The sequence below is a fragment of the Streptomyces sp. NPDC001889 genome, assembly GCF_053594535.1.
In genome coordinates, this window is the sequence record NZ_JBSFER010000005.1 from 203,113 (window position 1) to 221,391 (window position 18,279).

General features: G+C 69.7%; 17 protein-coding genes. All 17 read right to left on the bottom strand.

Features of this window, described 5'->3' with window-relative positions:
* Positions 1–133: 133 nt before the first annotated feature.
* Complete coding sequence (atpD, locus tag ACWCRA_RS07535) at positions 134–1,576, bottom strand: F0F1 ATP synthase subunit beta (RefSeq protein WP_351550222.1); 1,443 nt, start codon at positions 1,574–1,576, stop codon at positions 134–136.
* Positions 1,576–2,493, bottom strand: coding sequence for a F0F1 ATP synthase subunit gamma (locus ACWCRA_RS07540; RefSeq protein WP_351550225.1), 918 nt, complete (start codon positions 2,491–2,493; stop codon positions 1,576–1,578). The genes atpD and ACWCRA_RS07540 overlap by 1 nt, the downstream gene beginning before the upstream one ends.
* Before the next feature lie 20 nt (positions 2,494–2,513).
* A complete protein-coding gene (gene atpA / locus ACWCRA_RS07545; RefSeq protein WP_351550228.1) occupies positions 2,514–4,106 on the bottom strand; it encodes a F0F1 ATP synthase subunit alpha in 1,593 nt (530 codons plus the stop codon).
* Between the two features lie 145 nt (positions 4,107–4,251).
* Positions 4,252–5,067: a F0F1 ATP synthase subunit delta gene (locus tag ACWCRA_RS07550; protein WP_351550231.1), complete on the bottom strand. Its 816-nt coding sequence runs from the start codon at positions 5,065–5,067 to the stop codon at positions 4,252–4,254.
* Complete coding sequence (locus tag ACWCRA_RS07555; RefSeq protein WP_351550234.1) at positions 5,064–5,618, bottom strand: F0F1 ATP synthase subunit B; 555 nt, start codon at positions 5,616–5,618, stop codon at positions 5,064–5,066. Before ACWCRA_RS07555 ends, ACWCRA_RS07550 begins: the two co-directional genes overlap by 4 nt.
* Positions 5,619–5,659: 41 nt before the next feature.
* Entirely contained in the window at positions 5,660–5,902 is a 243-nt protein-coding gene (gene atpE / locus ACWCRA_RS07560; RefSeq protein WP_344472436.1) for an ATP synthase F0 subunit C, read from the bottom strand.
* Between the two features lie 80 nt (positions 5,903–5,982).
* The gene (gene atpB, locus ACWCRA_RS07565) at positions 5,983–6,795 is read right to left on the bottom strand and encodes a F0F1 ATP synthase subunit A (protein WP_351550238.1); all 813 of its coding nucleotides are present in this window, start codon (positions 6,793–6,795) and stop codon (positions 5,983–5,985) included.
* 228 nt (positions 6,796–7,023) lie between these two features.
* Complete coding sequence (locus ACWCRA_RS07570) at positions 7,024–7,461, bottom strand: hypothetical protein (protein ID WP_351550241.1); 438 nt, start codon at positions 7,459–7,461, stop codon at positions 7,024–7,026.
* 269 nt (positions 7,462–7,730) lie between these two features.
* Positions 7,731–9,131 carry an undecaprenyl/decaprenyl-phosphate alpha-N-acetylglucosaminyl 1-phosphate transferase gene (locus tag ACWCRA_RS07575; RefSeq protein ID WP_451067014.1) on the bottom strand — a complete coding sequence of 467 codons (1,401 nt, stop codon included), beginning with the start codon at positions 9,129–9,131 and terminating at the stop codon, positions 7,731–7,733.
* A gap of 107 nt (positions 9,132–9,238) precedes the next feature.
* Entirely contained in the window at positions 9,239–10,489 is a 1,251-nt protein-coding gene (locus ACWCRA_RS07580) for a serine hydroxymethyltransferase (RefSeq protein ID WP_351550246.1), read from the bottom strand.
* 520 nt (positions 10,490–11,009) lie between these two features.
* Positions 11,010–11,654, bottom strand: a complete 645-nt coding sequence (locus ACWCRA_RS07585; protein WP_351550248.1) for an arsenate reductase/protein-tyrosine-phosphatase family protein — start codon at positions 11,652–11,654, stop codon at positions 11,010–11,012.
* Positions 11,651–12,298, bottom strand: a complete 648-nt coding sequence (locus tag ACWCRA_RS07590; protein ID WP_351550251.1) for an L-threonylcarbamoyladenylate synthase — start codon at positions 12,296–12,298, stop codon at positions 11,651–11,653. Before ACWCRA_RS07590 ends, ACWCRA_RS07585 begins: the two co-directional genes overlap by 4 nt.
* Positions 12,299–12,332: 34 nt before the next feature.
* The gene (prmC, locus tag ACWCRA_RS07595) at positions 12,333–13,178 is read right to left on the bottom strand and encodes a peptide chain release factor N(5)-glutamine methyltransferase (protein WP_351550254.1); all 846 of its coding nucleotides are present in this window, start codon (positions 13,176–13,178) and stop codon (positions 12,333–12,335) included.
* Between the two features lie 73 nt (positions 13,179–13,251).
* Positions 13,252–14,331: a peptide chain release factor 1 gene (prfA, locus tag ACWCRA_RS07600; protein ID WP_351550256.1), complete on the bottom strand. Its 1,080-nt coding sequence runs from the start codon at positions 14,329–14,331 to the stop codon at positions 13,252–13,254.
* A gap of 176 nt (positions 14,332–14,507) precedes the next feature.
* Positions 14,508–14,732 carry a 50S ribosomal protein L31 gene (gene rpmE, locus ACWCRA_RS07605; RefSeq protein ID WP_351550259.1) on the bottom strand — a complete coding sequence of 75 codons (225 nt, stop codon included), beginning with the start codon at positions 14,730–14,732 and terminating at the stop codon, positions 14,508–14,510.
* A gap of 167 nt (positions 14,733–14,899) precedes the next feature.
* Positions 14,900–16,039 (bottom strand): LCP family protein, encoded by a 1,140-nt coding sequence (locus tag ACWCRA_RS07610; RefSeq protein WP_451067015.1) that lies wholly within the window; start codon positions 16,037–16,039, stop codon positions 14,900–14,902.
* Positions 16,040–16,325: 286 nt separating this feature from the next.
* Positions 16,326–18,059, bottom strand: coding sequence for a trypsin-like serine protease (locus ACWCRA_RS07615; protein WP_351550265.1), 1,734 nt, complete (start codon positions 18,057–18,059; stop codon positions 16,326–16,328).
* Positions 18,060–18,279: the final 220 nt, after the last annotated feature.

Sequence of the window (18,279 nt, forward strand, 5' to 3'; positions counted from 1 at the left end):
GTTGGGTCAAAGTCTAATGGGGCTCCGGGCGCCGAAGCGCCCGGGCCCCTTTCCCCGGCATTTCACGGCCGGGTACGAGGGCGAGAACCCCGGGGGGCGGGACGAGTCCCGCCCCCCGGGAGAGTCCGTCGACTCAGGAGACGCCCAGCTCCTTGGCGTTGGCCTTGAGGTCCTCAATGCCACCGCACATGAAGAACGCCTGCTCGGGGAAGTGGTCGTACTCTCCGTCGCAGATCGCGTTGAACGCGGCGATCGACTCGTCGAGCGGCACGTCCGAGCCGTCCACGCCGGTGAACTGCTTGGCGACGTGGGTGTTCTGGGACAGGAAGCGCTCCACGCGACGGGCACGGTGGACAGCGATCTTGTCCTCCTCGCCCAGCTCGTCGATACCGAGAATCGCGATGATGTCCTGGAGGTCCTTGTACTTCTGCAGGATTCCCTTGACGCGCGTGGCGGCGTCGTAGTGCTCCTGCGCGATGTAGCGCGGGTCCAGGATGCGGGACGTGGAGTCCAGCGGGTCCACGGCCGGGTAGATGCCCTTCTCGGAGATCGGACGGGAGAGAACCGTCGTCGCGTCGAGGTGGGCGAAGGTGGTGGCCGGGGCCGGGTCGGTCAGGTCGTCCGCGGGGACGTAGATCGCCTGCATCGAGGTGATCGAGTGACCGCGGGTCGAGGTGATGCGCTCCTGGAGGAGACCCATCTCGTCCGCCAGGTTCGGCTGGTAACCCACCGCGGACGGCATACGGCCGAGCAGGGTGGACACCTCGGAACCGGCCTGGGTGTACCGGAAGATGTTGTCGATGAAGAAGAGCACGTCCTGCTTCTGCACATCGCGGAAGTACTCCGCCATGGTCAGACCGGCCAGGGCGACGCGCAGACGGGTGCCCGGGGGCTCGTCCATCTGGCCGAAGACGAGCGCCGTCTTGTCGATGACGCCCGACTCGCTCATCTCGTCGATGAGGTCGTTGCCCTCACGGGTGCGCTCACCGACGCCGGCGAAGACCGACACACCGTCGTGGTTGTTGGCGACGCGGTAGATCATCTCCTGGATCAGCACGGTCTTGCCGACACCGGCACCACCGAACAGGCCGATCTTTCCACCCTTGACGTACGGGGTGAGAAGGTCGATGACCTTGATCCCGGTCTCGAACATCTCGGTCTTGGACTCGAGCTGGTCGAAGCTGGGCGCCTTGCGGTGGATGGGCCACCGCTCGGTGATGTCCTTGTTCGCCTCGGGGACGTTCAGCACCTCACCGAGGGTGTTGAACACCTTGCCCTTGGTGAAGTCACCCACGGGGACGGTGATGCCCTCGCCGGTGTTGGTCACCGGGGCCTGGCGGACCAGACCGTCGGTGGGCTGCATCGAGATCGCGCGGATCACGCCTTCACCGAGGTGCTGGGCGACCTCCAGCGTCAGCTTCTTGAGCTTGCCGTCCTCGGCCGGGTCGGCCACCTCGACGGTCAGCGCGTTGTAGATCTCCGGCATCGCGTCGACGGGGAACTCCACGTCGACGACCGGGCCGATGACCCGGGCGACGCGGCCCGTGGCAACGGCCGTCTCAACTGTCGTCGTCATTACTTGTCACTCCCCGCGGTCGCGTCGGCAAGGGCACTGGCTCCACCGACGATCTCGCTGATTTCCTGGGTGATTTCGGCCTGGCGGGCCGCGTTGGCAAGCCGGGAGAGAGACTTGATCAGCTCTCCGGCATTGTCGGTCGCCGACTTCATCGCGCGGCGGGTGGCGGCGTGCTTGGAGGCAGCGGCCTGGAGCAGCGCGTTGTAGATCCGGCTCTCGACATAGCGCGGCAGCAGGGCGTCGAGGACGTCCTCCGCCGACGGCTCGAAGTCGAACAGGGGCAGGATCTCGCCCTTGCCCGTGCTCTCATCGGCCGCGTTCTCCAGGCTGAGGGGCAGCAGCCGGTTCTGCACCGGCGTCTGCGTCAGCATCGAGATGAACTCGGTGAAGACGATGTGGAGCTCGTCCACGCCGCCCTCGGCCGTGTCCTGCTGGACCGCCGCGATCAGCGGACCCGCGACCTTCTTGGCGTCCGCGTAGGTCGGGTTGTCGGTGAACCCGGTCCACGACTCCATGACCTTGCGCTCACGGAAGCCGTAGTACGAGACACCCTTGCGGCCGACGATGTAGCTGTCGACCTCCTTGCCCTCGCCCCGGAGCCGCTCGGTGAGCGCGTCCGCCGCCTTGATGGCGTTGGCCGAGTAGCCGCCGGCCAGACCGCGGTCGCTCGTGATGAGCAGGACCGCGGCGCGGACCGGCGCCTCCACCTCGGTGGTGAGCGGGTGCTTGGTGTTCGACCCGGTCGCCACCGCCGTCACCGCGCGGGTGAGCTCGGTCGCGTACGGGGTGGAGGCCACCACCTGGCGCTGCGCCTTGACGATGCGCGAGGCGGCGATCATCTCCATCGCCTTGGTGATCTTCTTGGTCGCGGTGACGGATTTGATGCGACGCTTGTAGACCCGGAGCTGGGCTCCCATGAGTCAGGTCCCTTCCGTCGTCACTTGCTGGTGCTGACCGGAGCGTCTTCGCCCAGAAGCTTGCCGTCCGAGGTCTCGAACTGGCGCTTGAAGGCGGCGATCGCGTCACCGACCGCGGTCAGGGTGTCGTCCGACATCTTCCCGCCCTCGGCGATGCTGGTGAGCAGGGACTTGCGCTCGCGGCGCAGGTGCTCCAGCAGCTCGGACTCGAAGCGGCGGATGTCCTCGACCGGGACGTCGTCCATCTTGCCGGTGGTACCGGCCCAGACGGAGACGACCTGCTCCTCGACGGGCATCGGCTGGTACTGGCCCTGCTTGAGCAGCTCGACCATGCGCTTGCCGCGCTCCATCTGCGCCTTGGAGGCCGCGTCCAGGTCGGAACCGAAGGCGGCGAACGCCTCCAGCTCACGGAACTGGGCGAGGTCCACGCGGAGACGGCCGGAGACCTGCTTCATGGCCTTGTGCTGCGCGGAGCCACCGACTCGGGAGACCGAGATACCGACGTTCAGGGCCGGGCGCTGACCGGCGTTGAACAGGTCGGACTCCAGGAAGCACTGGCCGTCGGTGATGGAGATGACGTTGGTCGGGATGAACGCCGAGACGTCGTTGGCCTTGGTCTCGACGATCGGCAGACCGGTCATCGAGCCGGCGCCCAGGTCGTCGGAGAGCTTGGCGCAGCGCTCCAGCAGACGCGAGTGCAGGTAGAAGACGTCACCCGGGTAGGCCTCACGGCCCGGCGGGCGGCGCAGCAGCAGCGACACGGCACGGTAGGCGTCGGCCTGCTTCGACAGGTCGTCGAAGATGATCAGGACGTGCTTGCCCTGGTACATCCAGTGCTGGCCGATGGCCGAGCCGGTGTAGGGCGCCAGGTACTTGAAGCCGGCCGGGTCGGACGCCGGGGCGGCGACGATGGTCGTGTACTCCAGGGCACCGGCCTCCTCCAGCGCGCCGCGCACGGACGCGATGGTGGAGCCCTTCTGGCCGATGGCGACGTAGATGCAGCGGACCTGCTTGTTCACGTCGCCGGAGCGCCAGTTGTCACGCTGGTTGATGATCGTGTCGACGGCCAGGGCGGTCTTGCCGGTCTGGCGGTCACCGATGATCAGCTGACGCTGACCGCGGCCGATCGGCACCATGGCGTCGACGGCCTTGTAGCCGGTCTGCATCGGCTCATGAACCGACTTGCGGATCATGACGCCGGGGGCCTGCAGTTCGAGGGCGCGGCGTCCCTCGGTCTCGATCTCGCCGAGGCCGTCGATCGGGTTGCCGAGCGGGTCGACGACGCGACCCAGGTAGCCCTCGCCGACGGCTACGGACAGGACCTCGCCGGTACGGGTGACCGGCTGACCCTCCTCGATACCGCTGAACTCGCCGAGGACGATCGCACCGATCTCCCGCTCCTCAAGGTTGAGGGCGAGGCCGAGGGTTCCGTCCTCGAACTTCAGCAGCTCGTTCGCCATGGCCGAGGGAAGTCCCTCCACCTTGGCGATACCGTCGCCGGCCACGCTGACCGTACCGACCTCCTCGCGCGAGGCCGCGTCCGGCTTGTACGACTGGACAAAGTTCTCCAGCGCGTCCCGGATCTCCTCCGGCCGGATCGTGAGCTCCGCCATCTGGGTTCCCTGCTCTCCTTGTTGGGCCCGAAGTTTCTTAAGGGGGTCTGGGGGCCGACCCCCAGGAATCTTCTGCAATCTCTGCACGGCCCAACCGGGCCGCTGGTACTGCTCGTATGCCGTGATGTTCAGTTGGTGGCGGCTGTCAGCCGGCCATACGGCGAGTCGCCTCGCCGAGACGGTCCGCGATCGTGCCGTCGATGATCTCCTCGCCGACCCGCACCGAGATCCCGCCGAGGACCTCGGGGTCCACGTCCAGGTTCAGGTGCATCTGCCGGCCGTAGACCCTCGCGAGCACGGCGCCGAGGCGCTCCCGCTGCTGGTCACTGAGGGGCACCGCCGAGGTGACGACGGCGACCATCCGGTCCCGGCGCGCCGCGGCGAGCTTGGACAGGGAGTCGAGTCCCGCCTCCAGGCTACGTCCACGGGGCTTGGTGACGAGCCGGACGACCAGACGCTCGGTGACCGGGTTGGCCCTGCCGCCCAGCAGGCTGCGCAGCAGCTCGGCCTTGGCGGCGACGGTGGCCGAGCGGTCGGTGAGCGCGGACCGCAGTCCGCCGTTCGAGTCGAGAATCCGGCCGAACCGGAACAGCTCGTCCTCGACGTCGTCGAGCTTGCCCGCCTGCTGGGCGGCGGTGAGGTCGGCGGTGGCCGCCAGCTCCTCAAGACCGTCGACCAGGTCGCGGGAGCGCGACCAGCGGGCACGGACCATGCCGGAGACCAGGTCGGCGGCTTCGCCGCCCACCTGTCCGCCCAGCAGGCGGCCCGCCAGCTCGGCCTTGGCCTCGCCGGACTGCGCCGGGTCGGTCAGGACCCGACGCAGCGAGACCTCGCGGTCGAGCAGGGCGGTGACGGCAGCCAGCTCCTCGGCGAGCTTCGCCGCGTCGACGGACGTGTTGTCCGTCAGCGCGTCGAGGGACTCGCGTGCGGCAGCCAGTGCCTCCCGGCTCGCTCCGTTCATCGGGTTGCCTCGGCCTTCGATGCGCCGTCCTCGAGCTCGTCGAGGAAGCGGTCGATGGTGCGGCTCTGGCGGGCGTGGTCCTCCAGGGACTCACCGACGAGCTTGCCGGCCAGGTCGGTGGCGAGCTTGCCCACGTCCTGGCGGAGCGCGGCCGCCGCAGCCTTGCGGTCGGCCTCGATCTGGGCGTGACCGGCCGCGATGATCTCCTCACGCTGCCGCTGGCCCTCGGCCTTCATCTCCGCGATGATCGCGGTGCCCTGCTCGGTCGCCTCCTGGCGCAGTCGAGCGGCCTCGTGACGAGCCTCGGCGAGCTGGGCCTTGTACTGCTCCAGTACGCTCTCGGCCTCGGTCTTCGCCTCGTCGGCCTTCTCGATGCCGCCCTCGATGGCTTCCCGACGCTCTTCCAGAACCTTGTTGATGTTCGGGAGGAGCTTCTTGGCGAGGAAGAAGAAGACGATGGCGAACGCGATCAGGCCGATGATGAGCTCGTCGAGATGCGGGATGAGCGGAGGCTGCTCCTCCACCGCCGCAAGATTGAACTGAGCGATCACATCAGTGCCTTCCGTGAAAAGAGATTGGGCTGTCGGTCGGCTTACTTGAAGACGAAGCCCATGACGATGCCGATGAGGGCAAGCGCCTCACAGAAGGCGAAACCCATGATCTGGTTGGTACGGATCAGACCAGCGGCCTCGGGCTGACGGGCGAGGGCCTGGGTGCCGTTACCGAAGATGATGCCGACGCCGATGCCGGGGCCAATCGCGGCGAGGCCGTAGCCGACAGCGTTGACGTTGCCGGAGACGGCGTTCTCGGCGGCGAGGGTCTGGAGAGCGGACATGCCGGTTCTTCCTTCTCTTTCAATGTCCCGGTGGGGGTTGGCCACCGGACGACTGCTGGTCTGGAGGGGTGGGAGCTGGCTCAGTGGTGCTCGGAGATGGCGCCCTGGATGTAGCTGGAGGCCAGAAGCACGAAGACGTACGCCTGGACCGCCTGGATGAAGAGCTCGAAGACGATCATCGCCAGGACCATGACGAAGGACGCGCCGGCGTAGACGAAGCCGAAGCCGTTCATCAGGTAGTAGGTCGCCAGGGTGAACATCACGATCAGCATGTGGCCGGCGAACATGTTCGCGAAGAGCCGGACCGCGTGCGTGAACGGGCGGATGATCATGTTGGAGAAGAACTCCAGGACCATCACCAGGGGCAGGATCGCTCCCAGGTTCTTGTCGTAGCCCAGGATGTTCTTCCAACCGCCCGCGAAACCGTGCTTCTTGAAGGTCAGGCTGACCCAGAGCACGTACACGATCAGCGCGAGACCCGCCGGGAAGGCGATCAGCGAGGTGACCGGGAACTGGGCGAACGGAATGATGGACCAGAGATTCATGATCCATACGACGAAGAACAGCGACACCATCAGCGGGACGTACTTCTCGCCGTCCTTCTTGCCGATGATCTCGTAGACGACGCCGCGGCGGACGAAGTCGTACCCGGCCTCACCGATCATCTGGAGCTTTCCGGGCACGAGCTTCGGCTTGCTGAAAGCGGCCCAGAAGAAACCGATGATCAGGAAAGAGCCGATGAAAGCGAGCAGCATCGGCTTGGTGAACTCAAAGCCCGACACCGTGAAGATGGGCTCGTACATGAACGTGTGCAGGCCCGGCGCTGGGAACCCGCACCCGGAGAAGATCTGACAGTTCGGGTCGAAGGCGAGCATCTGGGGGTCAGCACTCACCGCGGGCTCCTTCAGCGTGGCGCATGGGTACGGCAACCTCGTTGTGTCGGCGCGGCGCGCAGCCGCGGTTCGGCACTGGACTGGTGTTACGGATGTGAGGGCGGCTGGCGGGCATGGAGCCTCGCGAATGAGCAGGCGTCAGCTCAGATGCCCGCGCCCGCTGTGCCGCAGTAGTTGGCACCGGACGATAGCAGGATCGCGAACGGCTCTTTATACCGGCCCTACCCTTCACGACGGCGACCCCGTTTTCTGGGTCGTCTCGCCCTTCGAGGACTCAGGTTCGACATAGACGATCTTGGCCTTCATGAAGTAGCGGGCCTGGGCCGCGACCCAGACGATGGTCGCCGCGAGCAGCGAGAAGGCGAAGGCCTTGAAATCGAACGCCGTGGTGTCCTTGAGCAGGGCCATCAGCATGAAGAGCAGCAGCAGCTGCGCCATGTAGAGCATCAGTCCCATGGCCTGGAACAGGTGCGGGAGTGACTTGGCCGTCCGCTGGAGGACCACCATGCCGATCCCCATGAAACCGATGACCACCAGGGTGCCGATGATCGCGCCGAGAGCCCCCTTGCCGCCGGCCACCACAGCGCTGACCACGGCGGCGATGACGCCGGTGGCGGCTGGGGGTACGGCGATCTGGAGGAATGTGCGGGCGTCGTTGGACGGCATGGCGGCAGCTCCGCTTCCTGGGGGGAATGGCAGTGGTGTGTCGTCATGGACGAGCGTAATCCGGATCCGAGTCGGGTCCTCGGGGCCAAAGGACCGTCGCACCACGGTCCTTCGGCGCTGTCGCCGGTTCTCGTGAACCGTATCACAAACTATTTGATGAGGTCTTTACCCAGGCGTGTGCCAGCTATCACACATGAGAGGTAATGCGCCCGTGTGTGCACAGAATGGGTATGGACTTCTGTGCTATTGCCCACAAAAGGACGGAAACGTCAGCCGCGCGTTCCGGCCTTCCGCCGGTGGGGAGCGCGGGAGCGGGCACCCAGGGCGGTCGCCCCGTTGACACCCGCCGGCACGGGAGGCCGCTCCGGCCGCTCACCCGCTCCCCCGGGGGCCGTGCCGCCCTCCGCGTCCGCCGCCCCGGCGGAGCCCTCCACGGGCGCCCCGGGGGCCCCGGAGCCGTCCCCCGGCTCGGGTGAAGTCGCCGTCCCCGCAGGGAACTTGCGGCGCCGGTAGCGCGGCGGGACGAAGGACTGGGCCCACCGGGGGGCGCGCGGGGTGAAGCGCGGCATCAGCAGCAGGACCAGGCCCACCGCGCTCAGCCCGACGACCACCATCACGATCCACAGGGACGCCGAGTGCACGGAGTAGCCGACCACCCCGAAGGCGATCAGCGCCGACCAGAAGTACATGATCAGCACCGCCCTGCTGTGGGAGTGCCCGATCTCCAGCAGCCGGTGGTGCAGATGGCCCCGGTCGGCGGCGAACGGGGACTGGCCGTTCCAGGTGCGGCGGACAATCGCCAGCACCAGGTCGGCCAGCGGGATCGCGATGATCGTCAGCGGCAGCAGCAGCGGGATGAAGACCGGCAGCGCGGCGTGGGTGACATCACGGTCGCTGCCGCCCTCGAAGAGCCTCAGGGCGTCCATGTCGACCTGGCCGGTCAGCGAGATCGCGGCACCGGCCAGCACCAGGCCGATCAGCATCGAGCCCGAGTCGCCCATGAAGATCCGCGCGGGGTGCATGTTGTGCGGCAGGAAGCCCAGGCACATGCCCATGAGGATCGCGGTGAAGAGGGTCGCGGGGGCGGCGGCCTCGATGCCGTAGCTGTACCAGATCCGGTACGCGTAGAGGAAGAACGCGGCGGCGGCGATGCAGACCATGCCGGCGGCGAGACCGTCGAGGCCGTCCACGAAGTTCACCGCGTTGATGGTGACCACCACCAGCGCCACGGTGAGCAGGGTGCCCTGCCAGTCGGTCAGCGAGACCATGCCCGCGCCGGGGACGGGAATCCACAGGATCGTCAGACCCTGCATCACCATCACACCGGCGGCGATCATCTGGCCGCCGAGCTTGATCAGGGCGTCGATCTCGAACTTGTCGTCCAGGACACCGATGATCCAGATCAGGGCGGCGCCCGAGAGCAGGGCCCGGGACTCGTTGGACAGCTCGAAGACGCTGTTCAGGTTCTGGAGGTGGTCGGCGACCAGCAGTCCGGCGCAGAGGCCGAAGAACATGGCGATGCCGCCGAGCCGCGGAGTCGGTTCTCGGTGGACGTCTCGGGCACGGATCTCCGGCATCGCCCCGGTCGCGATGGCGAACTTCCGCACCGGACCGGTGAGCAGATAGGTCACCGCGGCCGTGACACAGAGCGTCAGCAGGTAATCACGCACGGGCTGCCCCACAGGAATCGCTGGCCATCTCAGCCCCACACCCTAGCTGTGGTGGCCACATGGTCGAGGACATACGGGTGCCGGGGAACGGTTCCACAGGACTGCGGCTACCCCTGATAGGGCGGAAATCTACCCGCAAGCTCGCGGACCTGCGCACGTACCCTCGGCGACGGGCCGTCCGCGGAGCGCACCGCGCGGGTGAGCAGGGCGGCGATTTCGGCCATCTCGGGCTCCCCCATGCCCTGGGTGGTGAGGGCGGCGGTGCCCAGCCGGATGCCGCGTCCGTCGCCCGCCGGCAGGGCGCAGGTGTCCAGGACCAGACCGGCCGCGGTGAGCCTGGCCCGGGCGGTCCTGCCGTCCGTGCCGAGCGGGGAGGGGTCCAGGCCGATCAGATGGGTGTCGGTGCCGCCGGTGAGGAGGCCGAAGCCCTCGGCCTCCAGGGCGGCGGCGAGGACCCGGGCGTTGGCGACCACCTGGTGGGCGTAGGCCGTGAAGGCCGGGGTCGCCGCCTCGCCGAAGGCGACGGCCTTCGCGGCGACGGTGTGCATCTGGGCGCCGCCCTGGGTGAACGGGAACACCGCGCGGTCGACGCGCTCGGCCAGATCCTCCCCGCAGAGGATCATCCCGCCGCGCGGGCCGCGCAGGACCTTGTGGGTGGTGGCGCAGACCACATCCGCGTACGGGACGGGGCTGGGGGCGGCACCCCCCGCGATCAGGCCCATCGGGTGGGCGGAATCGGCGATCAGATACGCGCCGGTCTCGTCCGCGATCTCCCGGAAGAGGGCGTAGTCGGGGTGGCGGGGGTAGGAGATCGAGCCACAGACGATCGCCCGGGGGCGGTGCTCGCGGGCGAGGGCGCGGACCCGCGGGTAGTCGATCAGGCCGGTCACGGGGTCGACGCCGTAGCCGACGAAGTCGAACCAGCGCCCGGAGACGTTCGCCGGGGAGCCGTGGGTGAGGTGGCCGCCGTGCGCCAGCGCCGTGGCGAGGACGGTGTCACCGGGGCTGAGCAGGGCCGCGTACGCCGCCAGGACGGCCGAGGAGCCGGAGTGCGGCTGTACGTTCGCGTGCGCGGCTCCGAAGAGCGCGGTGGCCCGCTCACGGGCGATCCGCTCGGCGGTGTCGACCAGGGCGCAGCCGCCGTGGTGACGGGCGCCCGGGTAGCCCTCGGCGTACTTGTTCGCCAGGGGGGAGCCGAGGGCGGCGAGCACGGCCGGGGAGGTGAAGTTCTCGGCGGCGATCAGCTGGAGGGTGGTGGCCTGGCGGGCGGCCTCGGCGAGGATGATGTCGGCGATCTCGGGGTCCTGGTGGTGCAGGGTGGGGAGGTCGGCGAAGGGGGGTGCGGTGCTGGCGGTCATGGTGTGCTCCATGCCGAGCGGTGTGTCTCGTTCCGCCTCCAATGTATGCCCGCCCCACTCCTGGGGCCCCCGGACGGGACAGCGGTGGCCCTCCGGGCCCGGGCGGGCCGGGTTCGCTGCGGCTCTCCCGTGGCGCGGGGTCCGTCCTCAATCGCCGGACGGGCTGAGAATGCTCGGGCCACCCCTGACGCCGGGGCCGCCCTCACACGCCGGACAGGCTGAGAATGCTCGGGCCACCCCTGACGCCGGGGCCGTCCTCACACGCCGGACAGGCTGAAATCGTCCGGGTTGCCGTCCTCGGGTGGGGCGGTGGAGACGGCGGGGCAGCGCGCCCGAGCCCCGTCGGCGATGGAGGCGCGAGGGCCCCGGGAGGGTGGGGGGCTTTCGGATCGGGTCGGGTCGATGAGCGGGGGCCGGGGTCCTGGGTCGCGAGGCGGAGGACGGAGCCCACGCCCCGGCGCCGGCGACCGCGAGGCGCGTGCCAGGGCCCGCGAGCCCGGCCCGAGCCGAAAGGGACGGCCTAGCGGCAGGTGGGAGCCGGGATGCCCGTGAGGGCCGTGACCACCGGGTCCAGGGCCTGGTTGATCTCGTCCCCGATCGAGCGGAAGAAGGTGATCGGCGCCCCGTACGGGTCGTACACCTCATCCGCGTCCGGGCTCGGAGCCAACAACCACCCCCGCAGCGCCGCCGCCGCCCTCACCAGCGCCCTCGCCCTCTCCACCACCCCTTCGTCGCGCGCGTCCGGCAGCGTCGCCGGATCGATCGCCCGCACCAGCCGGGTGAACTCCTTCAGCGTGAAGGTCCGCAGCCCCGCCGAGTGCCCCATCGAGATCACCTGCGCCCGGTGGTCCCGGGTCGCCGTGAGCACCAGATCCGCCCGGATCACATGCTCGTCCAGCAGCTCCCGCCCCACGAACCCGCTCGCGTCCGCCCCGAAATCGGCGAGCACGATCTCCGCGTTGGCCTCCATCGGGGCCCCCTCGTGCCCCCAGGTCCCCGCGCTCTCCACCACGAGCCCGCTGCTCACCAGGGAGCCCAGGCGGTCGCTCAGGGCATGCCTGGTCAGCCGCTCGGTGATCGGCGAGCGGCAGACATTGCCGGTGCTGACGTGGAGGATGCGGAAGCAGTGCTCCGTGCCTATGCCACGCCCCTCGGGGACGATCAAGGGGCCACCTCGAGGTCGGGTACGACTTTGCGCAGCTCGTCCGCGTCGAGCGCGCCGGCCCGCAGCAGGACCGGGAGCTCGCCGGTGACATCGACGATCGAGGACGGGACGATCCCGGGGGTCGGGCCGCCGTCGAGGTAGACGGAGACCGAGTCGCCGAGCATCTCCTGCGCGGCGTCGCAGTCCTCCGGCGACCGGTGCCCGGTGAGGTTGGCGGAGGAGACCGCCATCGGCCCGGTCTCGGTGAGCAGCTCGATCGCGACCGGGTGCAGCGGCATCCGGATCGCGACGGTGCCCCGGGTGTCCCCCAGATCCCACTGGAGCGACGGCTGGTGCCGGGCGACCAGGGTGAGCGCCCCCGGCCAGAAGGCGTCGACCAGCTCCCAGGCCTGCTCGGAGAAGTCCGTGACCAGCCCGTGGAGGGTGTTCGGGGAGCCGATGAGAACCGGCGTCGGCATATTCCGGCCGCGCCCCTTGGCGGCGAGCAGATCGGCCACCGCCTCCGAGCCGAAGGCGTCCGCGCCGACGCCGTAGACGGTGTCGGTGGGCAGCACGACCAGCTCACCGCGGCGTACCGCCGACACGGCCTCGCGCAGGCCGGTCGCGCGGTCGCTCGCGTCGTTGCAGTCGTATCGCCGAGCCATCAGGGGGCCTCCTCGTACACGTACACGGTCGTCGTCACGGCATCGCCTTGCGGGCGGTGGCGAAGCGCGGGCGCTTGTTGAGATCGGGGTGGTCGGCCGCGTCCGCCCAGCCGGATTCCTCGCTGAAGATCCACGGCACCTGGCCGCCCTGGGTGTCGGCGTGCTCGATGACGACGAGGCCGCCGGGGCGCAGCAGCCGGTGGGCGGTGCGCTCGATGCCGCGGATGGTGTCGAGGCCGTCCTCGCCGGAGAACAGGGCCATCTCCGGGTCGTGGTCGCGGGCCTCGGGGGCGACGTACTCCCACTCGGTGAGCGGGATGTACGGCGGGTTGGAGATCACCAGGTCGACCTGGCCGTCCAGTTCGGGCAGGGCGGTGAGCGCGTTGCCCTGGTGGACGGTGACCCGGGAGCCGTCGGCGTTCTTGCGGGCCCAGCCGAGCGCGTCGTCGGAGAGTTCGACGGCGTGCACCCGGGAGCGCGGGACCTCCTGCGCCATGGCCAGGGCGATGGCCCCGGAGCCCGTACAGAGGTCGACGATGAGCGGTTCGACGACGTCCATCGCGCGTACCGCGTCTATGGCCCAGCCCACGACCGACTCGGTCTCGGGCCGGGGCACGAAGACACCGGGGCCGACCTGGAGCTCCAGATAGCGGAAGAAGGCGCGCCCGGTGATGTGCTGGAGCGGTTCGCGCGCCTCGCGGCGGGCGACGGTCTCCCAGTAGCGGGCGTCGAAGTCGGCGTCCTTGACGGTGTGCAGCTCGCCCCGCTTCACTCCGTGGACGAACGCGGCCAGCTCCTCCGCGTCGAAGCGCGGGGACGGCACGCCGGCGTCGGCCAGCCGCTGGGTGGCCTGGGCCACCTCGGCAAGCAGCAGGTTCACTGGTCCTCCACCCGGTTCGTACGGGAGCGTTCTGGGGCTACTGCGCGGTCGTGGGTACTCGCGGTCGTGGGTACTACTGCGCGGCGGCGAGCTTGGCGGCGGAATCGGCGTCCACGCAGGCCTGGATCACGGCGTCGAGCTCTCCGTCGAGCACCTGGTCCAAGTTGTACGCCTTGAAGCCGACGCGGTGGTCCGAAATGCGGTTCTCCGGGAAGTTGTACGTACGGATCTTCTCGGAGCGGTCCACGGTGCGGACCTGGCTGCGGCGCGCGTCCGCGGCCTTGCTCTCGGCCTCCTCCTGGGCCGCGGCGAGCAGCCTGGAGCGCAGGATACGCATGGCCTGCTCCTTGTTCTGGAGCTGGCTCTTCTCGTTCTGGCAGGAGGCGACGACACCGGTGGGCAGATGGGTGATGCGCACGGCGGAGTCGGTGGTGTTGACGGACTGGCCGCCGGGCCCGGAGGAGCGGTAGACGTCGATCCGCAGGTCGTTGGCGTTGATCTCGACGTCGATCTCCTCGGCCTCGGGTGTGACCAGCACACCGGCGGCGGAGGTGTGGATGCGGCCCTGGGACTCGGTGGCGGGCACGCGCTGGACGCGGTGCACCCCGCCCTCGTACTTGAGCCGGGCCCAGACGCCCTGGCCGGGCTCGGTGGCGCCCTGGCCGCCCTTGGTCTTCACGGCGACCTGGACGTCCTTGTAGCCGCCCAGCTCGGACTCGGTGGAGTCGATGATCTCGGTCTTCCAGCCGACGCGCTCGGCGTAGCGCAGATACATCCGCAGCAGATCGCCGGCGAAGAGGGCGGACTCGTCGCCTCCGGCACCGGCCTTGACCTCCAGGATGACGTCCTTGTCGTCGCTGGGGTCGCGGGGCACCAGCAGCAGCCGGAGCTTCTCGGTGAGCTGCTCGCGCTGCTTCTCCAGCTCCTTGACCTCGGCGGCGAAGTCGGGGTCGTCGGCGGCGAACTCCCGGGCGGTCTCGATGTCCTCGCCGGTCCGCTTCCAGGAGCGGTAGGTGCCGACGATCGGGGTCAGCTCCGCGTACCGCTTGTTGAGCTTGCGCGCGTTGGCCTGGTCCGCGTGGACGGACGGGTCGGCAAGCTTCTTCTCAAGGTCGGCGTGCTCGCCGATCAGTTCCTCGACCGCCTCGAACATCGATGGCTCCTGGTGTCGTACGACGATTCCCGCGGGACGGCACTGCGCATACCCGGGCTGTCAGCGGCTGGTGCCGCGGGGTCCCGGCGGCGGTGCGGACCACCGTGTGCGGGACGGCAAAGCGCCGGTCCCGGCCGCCCGTGTGGGGGCGGCCGGAAACCGGCGCTGTTGGCTCGCTACTTCTTGGCGGAGCCGGCAGCCTTGCCGAAGCGGGCCTCGAAGCGGGCCACGCGGCCACCGGTGTCGAGGATCTTCTGCTTGCCCGTGTAGAACGGGTGGCACTCGGAGCAGACCTCGGCGCGGATGGCGCCGGTGTCGAGGGTGCTGCGAGTGGTGAACGAGGCGCCACAGGTACAGCTGACCTGGGTCTCGATGTACTCGGGGTGGATGTCGCGCTTCAAGGTGTCTCCTAGTTTCGGGAGGGCGCCGGGTCGCCCGGGCGGATTGCCCGTGCGTGAACCGGGGCCGACGTACCAGTCTGCCAGGACTGGGCGTATCTCCCAAAACCGGGGTGGGCGCCCCACTATTCCCGGGGCCCCGCGGAGGGCCGTCTCCCCAGGGAGGGGGCTCAGGGGGCGGCTTCCTGGGTGCGGCGCGGAGGGCTGTCCTGTACGAGGGTGCCCGCGTCGCCCTTGTCGCCCGCGGAGTCCTTCAGGGCGGCGGCGGGGATGGGCCGGTCGAGCCCGAGGGCGGTCCAGACCTGCTGGGCGGCGCCCCTGAGCGGGATCACCCGGTTGGGGTTCACCGGGTCGTACTCCACCGGCAGGGTCACCATGTCGACGTCCGAGGGGCTGAGGCCGCTGAGCCCCCGCGCGAAGCTCATCAGCTCGGGTACGGAGTCCAGCTCCGAGTCGGGGGTGATGGCCTGGGTGGCGGTGTTGGCGATGTCCAGCAGCCTGGTGGGGTCGGAGACCACGCCCACGTCCTTGACCTGGGCGAGGAAGGCCTTCATGAAGGCCTGCTGGAGCTGGATGCGGCCGAGGTCGCTGCCGTCGCCGACGCTCTTGCGGGTCCGTACGAGGCCGAGGGACTGCTCCCCGTCGAGGGTGTGGGTGCCGGCGGCGAGGTCGAGACGGCTCTTCGGGTCCCTGATCGGTTCGCTGGTGGTGATGCGCACCCCGCCCAGCTCGTCGATGAGCTTCTTGAAGCCGGAGAAATCGACCTCGATGTAGTGGTCCATCCGGATGCCGGACATGCGTTCGACCGTCTTCACGGCGCAGGCGGGCCCGCCGACCTCGTAGGCCGTGTTGAACATCGCCCGGTTCTCGGCGGGGACGGTTCCGCCGTCGTCGTCGGTGCACGCGGGGCGGGTGATGAGGGTGTCGCGCGGGATGGAGACCACGCTCGCCTTCTCGCGGCCGTCGTGCAGGTGCACCACCATCGCGGTGTCGGAGCGGGCGCCGCCCTCGTCGCCGCCGTACCGCGCGTTGGAGCCGGAGCGGGAGTCGGAGCCGAGGACGAGGATGTCCAGGGAGCCGTTGTCGATGTCCTCCGGGCGGTCGGTGCCGAGCCGGGCGTTGATGTCGATGCCCTCGATGTTGCCGTCGAGCGTGACATACACATAGCCCGCGCCCGCGCCGCCGGCGAGGAGCAGCCCGGCCAGCGCCCAGACGGTGAGGCGCCCGGCCCGGCGCCCGGCTGAGCCGGTTCCGCGGCCCCGCCCGGCACGGCCGCCTATCCGGCCTCCGCTGCCGCTCTGCTCGCCCATGGGCCTCCTTCGGCTCCTGCTCCTCAGCTGCCCCCTGGCGGGCCGGCCACGCCCGGCGGGTGCGTGCTGTCAATTCTTGCTCCGCCACCGGGGAGACCGCTCGGGGAGGGAAAGGGTTGCACGGGCGGCTGAGAACAGGGTGAGAAAACGGCCCCGGAGCGGAGCCGGGGGGAAACGGACCGTGCCCACCGCGCGGGGAGCGCGGGGAGCGCGGTGGGCACGGTGGGCACGGGGGTACGGACGCGGCGCCGTACGGATCAGTGCCGCACGGGCCGGTCCGTGCGGATCAGCCGAAGAGGTTGTAGCCGGAGAGACCGCTCGCGACCTCGGAACGCTTGCCGAGGATCGCGGAGGACGTGCCGCTGCCCGGGTAGAGCCAGAGCTTGCCCTTCATGTCGCGGGCGAGCAGATCGGCGTGGCCGTCGGCGTTGACGTCACCGGTGGTGGCCAGCGCGTTGAGACCACTGTGGGTGCCCATCTGGACACGGCCCGAGAACGGCTTTTTGGCGTCGCCGGTTCCCTTGTGGACGTAGATCTTGCCGCCGTGGACATGGCCGAGGACATCGGCCTTGCCGTCGCCGGTGAAGTCGCCGCGGCCCCGGACCATGCTGTATTCGTTCCAGCCGGTGCCGACCTTGACGGAGGTGCCGAAGGTGCCGTTGCCCTTGCCCGGGTACATCCAGGCGCTGCCCGAGGTGGTGACGACCACGACGTCCGCGATCTCGTCGCCGGTGAGGTCACCGGGGACCAGGATCTGCTTGTGGCTGCGCCAGTGGGTGGTCACGAGCTTGGGCTGGGCGGAGCCGTTGGCCCAGTACACGTCGCCGCCCGCGGAGGAGCGGTAGAGCAGCTCCTGCCGGCCGTCGCGGTTCAGGTCGGCCTGGACCATCAGGTTCACGCCGCTGAAGTCGCCGAGGTTCGCGCCCCGGGCGAGGGTCTTGCCGCTCTTGGTGTTCCAGGCGTACAGCGTCTTGCCGGTGCGGGCCAGCAGGTCCGCGTACTGGTCGCCGCTCCAGTTGGTGTCGGCGGCCCGGGCGCGGAACTGCGCCTGGTAGGCGCTGACCTTGGCGTAGACGCCGTACTTGCCCTTGGCGGAGCAGTTGAGGTCGCCCCAGGAGACGATGCCGACGAGCCGGCCGCCGGCCACCAGCGGGCCGCCGGAGTCGCCGTTGCAGCTGGTCTCGGAGGTGCTGTCCTTGCCGGTGGGCGCGCGGCCGGCACAGTACATCGTGCCCGCCTTGAAGTTCGATCCGTACGCCTTCTTGCAGTTGGCGTCGGACTGGGCGTCGGCGTCGGCGACCTTCAGCCGGTCGGAGCCCTGGGCGCCCGGGCCGGAGCCGGTGAGGCCCCAGCCGTACACCTTGCCGTCGGTGCCGGCCTTGTAGAGCCCGGTGTCGCCCGACTTCATGATGGGCAGCGGCTTGGCCTTGACGGGCGCGGCCAGGGTCAGCACGGCGACGTCGTTGTTGAGCGACCAGTCGTCGTACTTCGCGTGCTGCCACTGGCGCTGTACGGAGCTGAGCTGCCCGCCGTGCAGATTCAGGCCGCTGCCGGACTCGGTGGGCACCCGGTCGGCGCCGGTGACGATCGCGCCGTCGCGCTTCCAGTTGATGCCGTCGACGCAGTGCGCGGCGGTGACGACCTTGGTGGGGGCGATCACGGCGCCACCGCAGGAGTAGGAGTCGCCCCAGGCGTCCGTGAAGTAGAGCTGGGCCATCCACGGCGCGGAGGCGATCGAGGCGTGCTTGCCGCCGATGATGCGGGCGCTGGGGCCGGACGCGGGCTGCTGCTTGGCGGCCCGCGGGCTCGGCCGGGTGGCGGGCCGGTCGGCGGAGCGGAGGACCTTCAGGGTGTCGGCCACCCGCTCGGTCAGCTCCCGCGGCGACGGCGCGCCGGTCTGCTGCGGTGCCGCGGCGGGGGTCGGCGCGGGGACGGGCTCGGCCGCCTGGGCGCCGGAGGCCAGCAGACCGGTGCCGGCCAGGGCCAGCACGGTCGCGACCGCGGGTATCTCATGTCTCATCCGGCGCTGCGGCCGGCCGGCACGTGAGCGGTTGGGCACTCGGTGACCACCTCGGGGTGTCGGGTCGGTGGGGCGCGAGTGCCCCACCGGGAGAGGGTGGTGGCGGGGCGCGAAGAGTGTCGGGCAGTCCGGGCGGCGGCGCGGGCCTCATGGGCGCGGCGATCCACCCCGGCGCTGCGGAAATCCCCCAGGAATCCCCCTGGAACCCCCCACCTGGATT

Excerpts from the sequence above, each read along its gene's own strand:
- atpD (WP_351550222.1), bottom strand. The coding sequence starts at position 1,576 with ATGACGACGACAGTTGAGACGGCCGTTGCCACGGGCCGCGTCGCCCGG.
- ACWCRA_RS07540 (WP_351550225.1), bottom strand. The coding sequence starts at position 2,493 with ATGGGAGCCCAGCTCCGGGTCTACAAGCGTCGCATCAAATCCGTCACC.
- atpA (WP_351550228.1), bottom strand. The coding sequence starts at position 4,106 with ATGGCGGAGCTCACGATCCGGCCGGAGGAGATCCGGGACGCGCTGGAG.
- ACWCRA_RS07550 (WP_351550231.1), bottom strand. The coding sequence starts at position 5,067 with ATGAACGGAGCGAGCCGGGAGGCACTGGCTGCCGCACGCGAGTCCCTC.
- atpE (WP_344472436.1), bottom strand. The coding sequence starts at position 5,902 with ATGTCCGCTCTCCAGACCCTCGCCGCCGAGAACGCCGTCTCCGGCAAC.
- ACWCRA_RS07570 (WP_351550241.1), bottom strand. The coding sequence starts at position 7,461 with ATGCCGTCCAACGACGCCCGCACATTCCTCCAGATCGCCGTACCCCCA.
- ACWCRA_RS07580 (WP_351550246.1), bottom strand. The coding sequence starts at position 10,489 with ATGACCGCCAGCACCGCACCCCCCTTCGCCGACCTCCCCACCCTGCAC.
- ACWCRA_RS07590 (WP_351550251.1), bottom strand. The coding sequence starts at position 12,298 with ATGGCTCGGCGATACGACTGCAACGACGCGAGCGACCGCGCGACCGGC.
- prfA (WP_351550256.1), bottom strand. The coding sequence starts at position 14,331 with ATGTTCGAGGCGGTCGAGGAACTGATCGGCGAGCACGCCGACCTTGAG.
- ACWCRA_RS07610 (WP_451067015.1), bottom strand. The coding sequence starts at position 16,039 with ATGGGCGAGCAGAGCGGCAGCGGAGGCCGGATAGGCGGCCGTGCCGGG.
- ACWCRA_RS07615 (WP_351550265.1), bottom strand. The coding sequence starts at position 18,059 with ATGAGACATGAGATACCCGCGGTCGCGACCGTGCTGGCCCTGGCCGGC.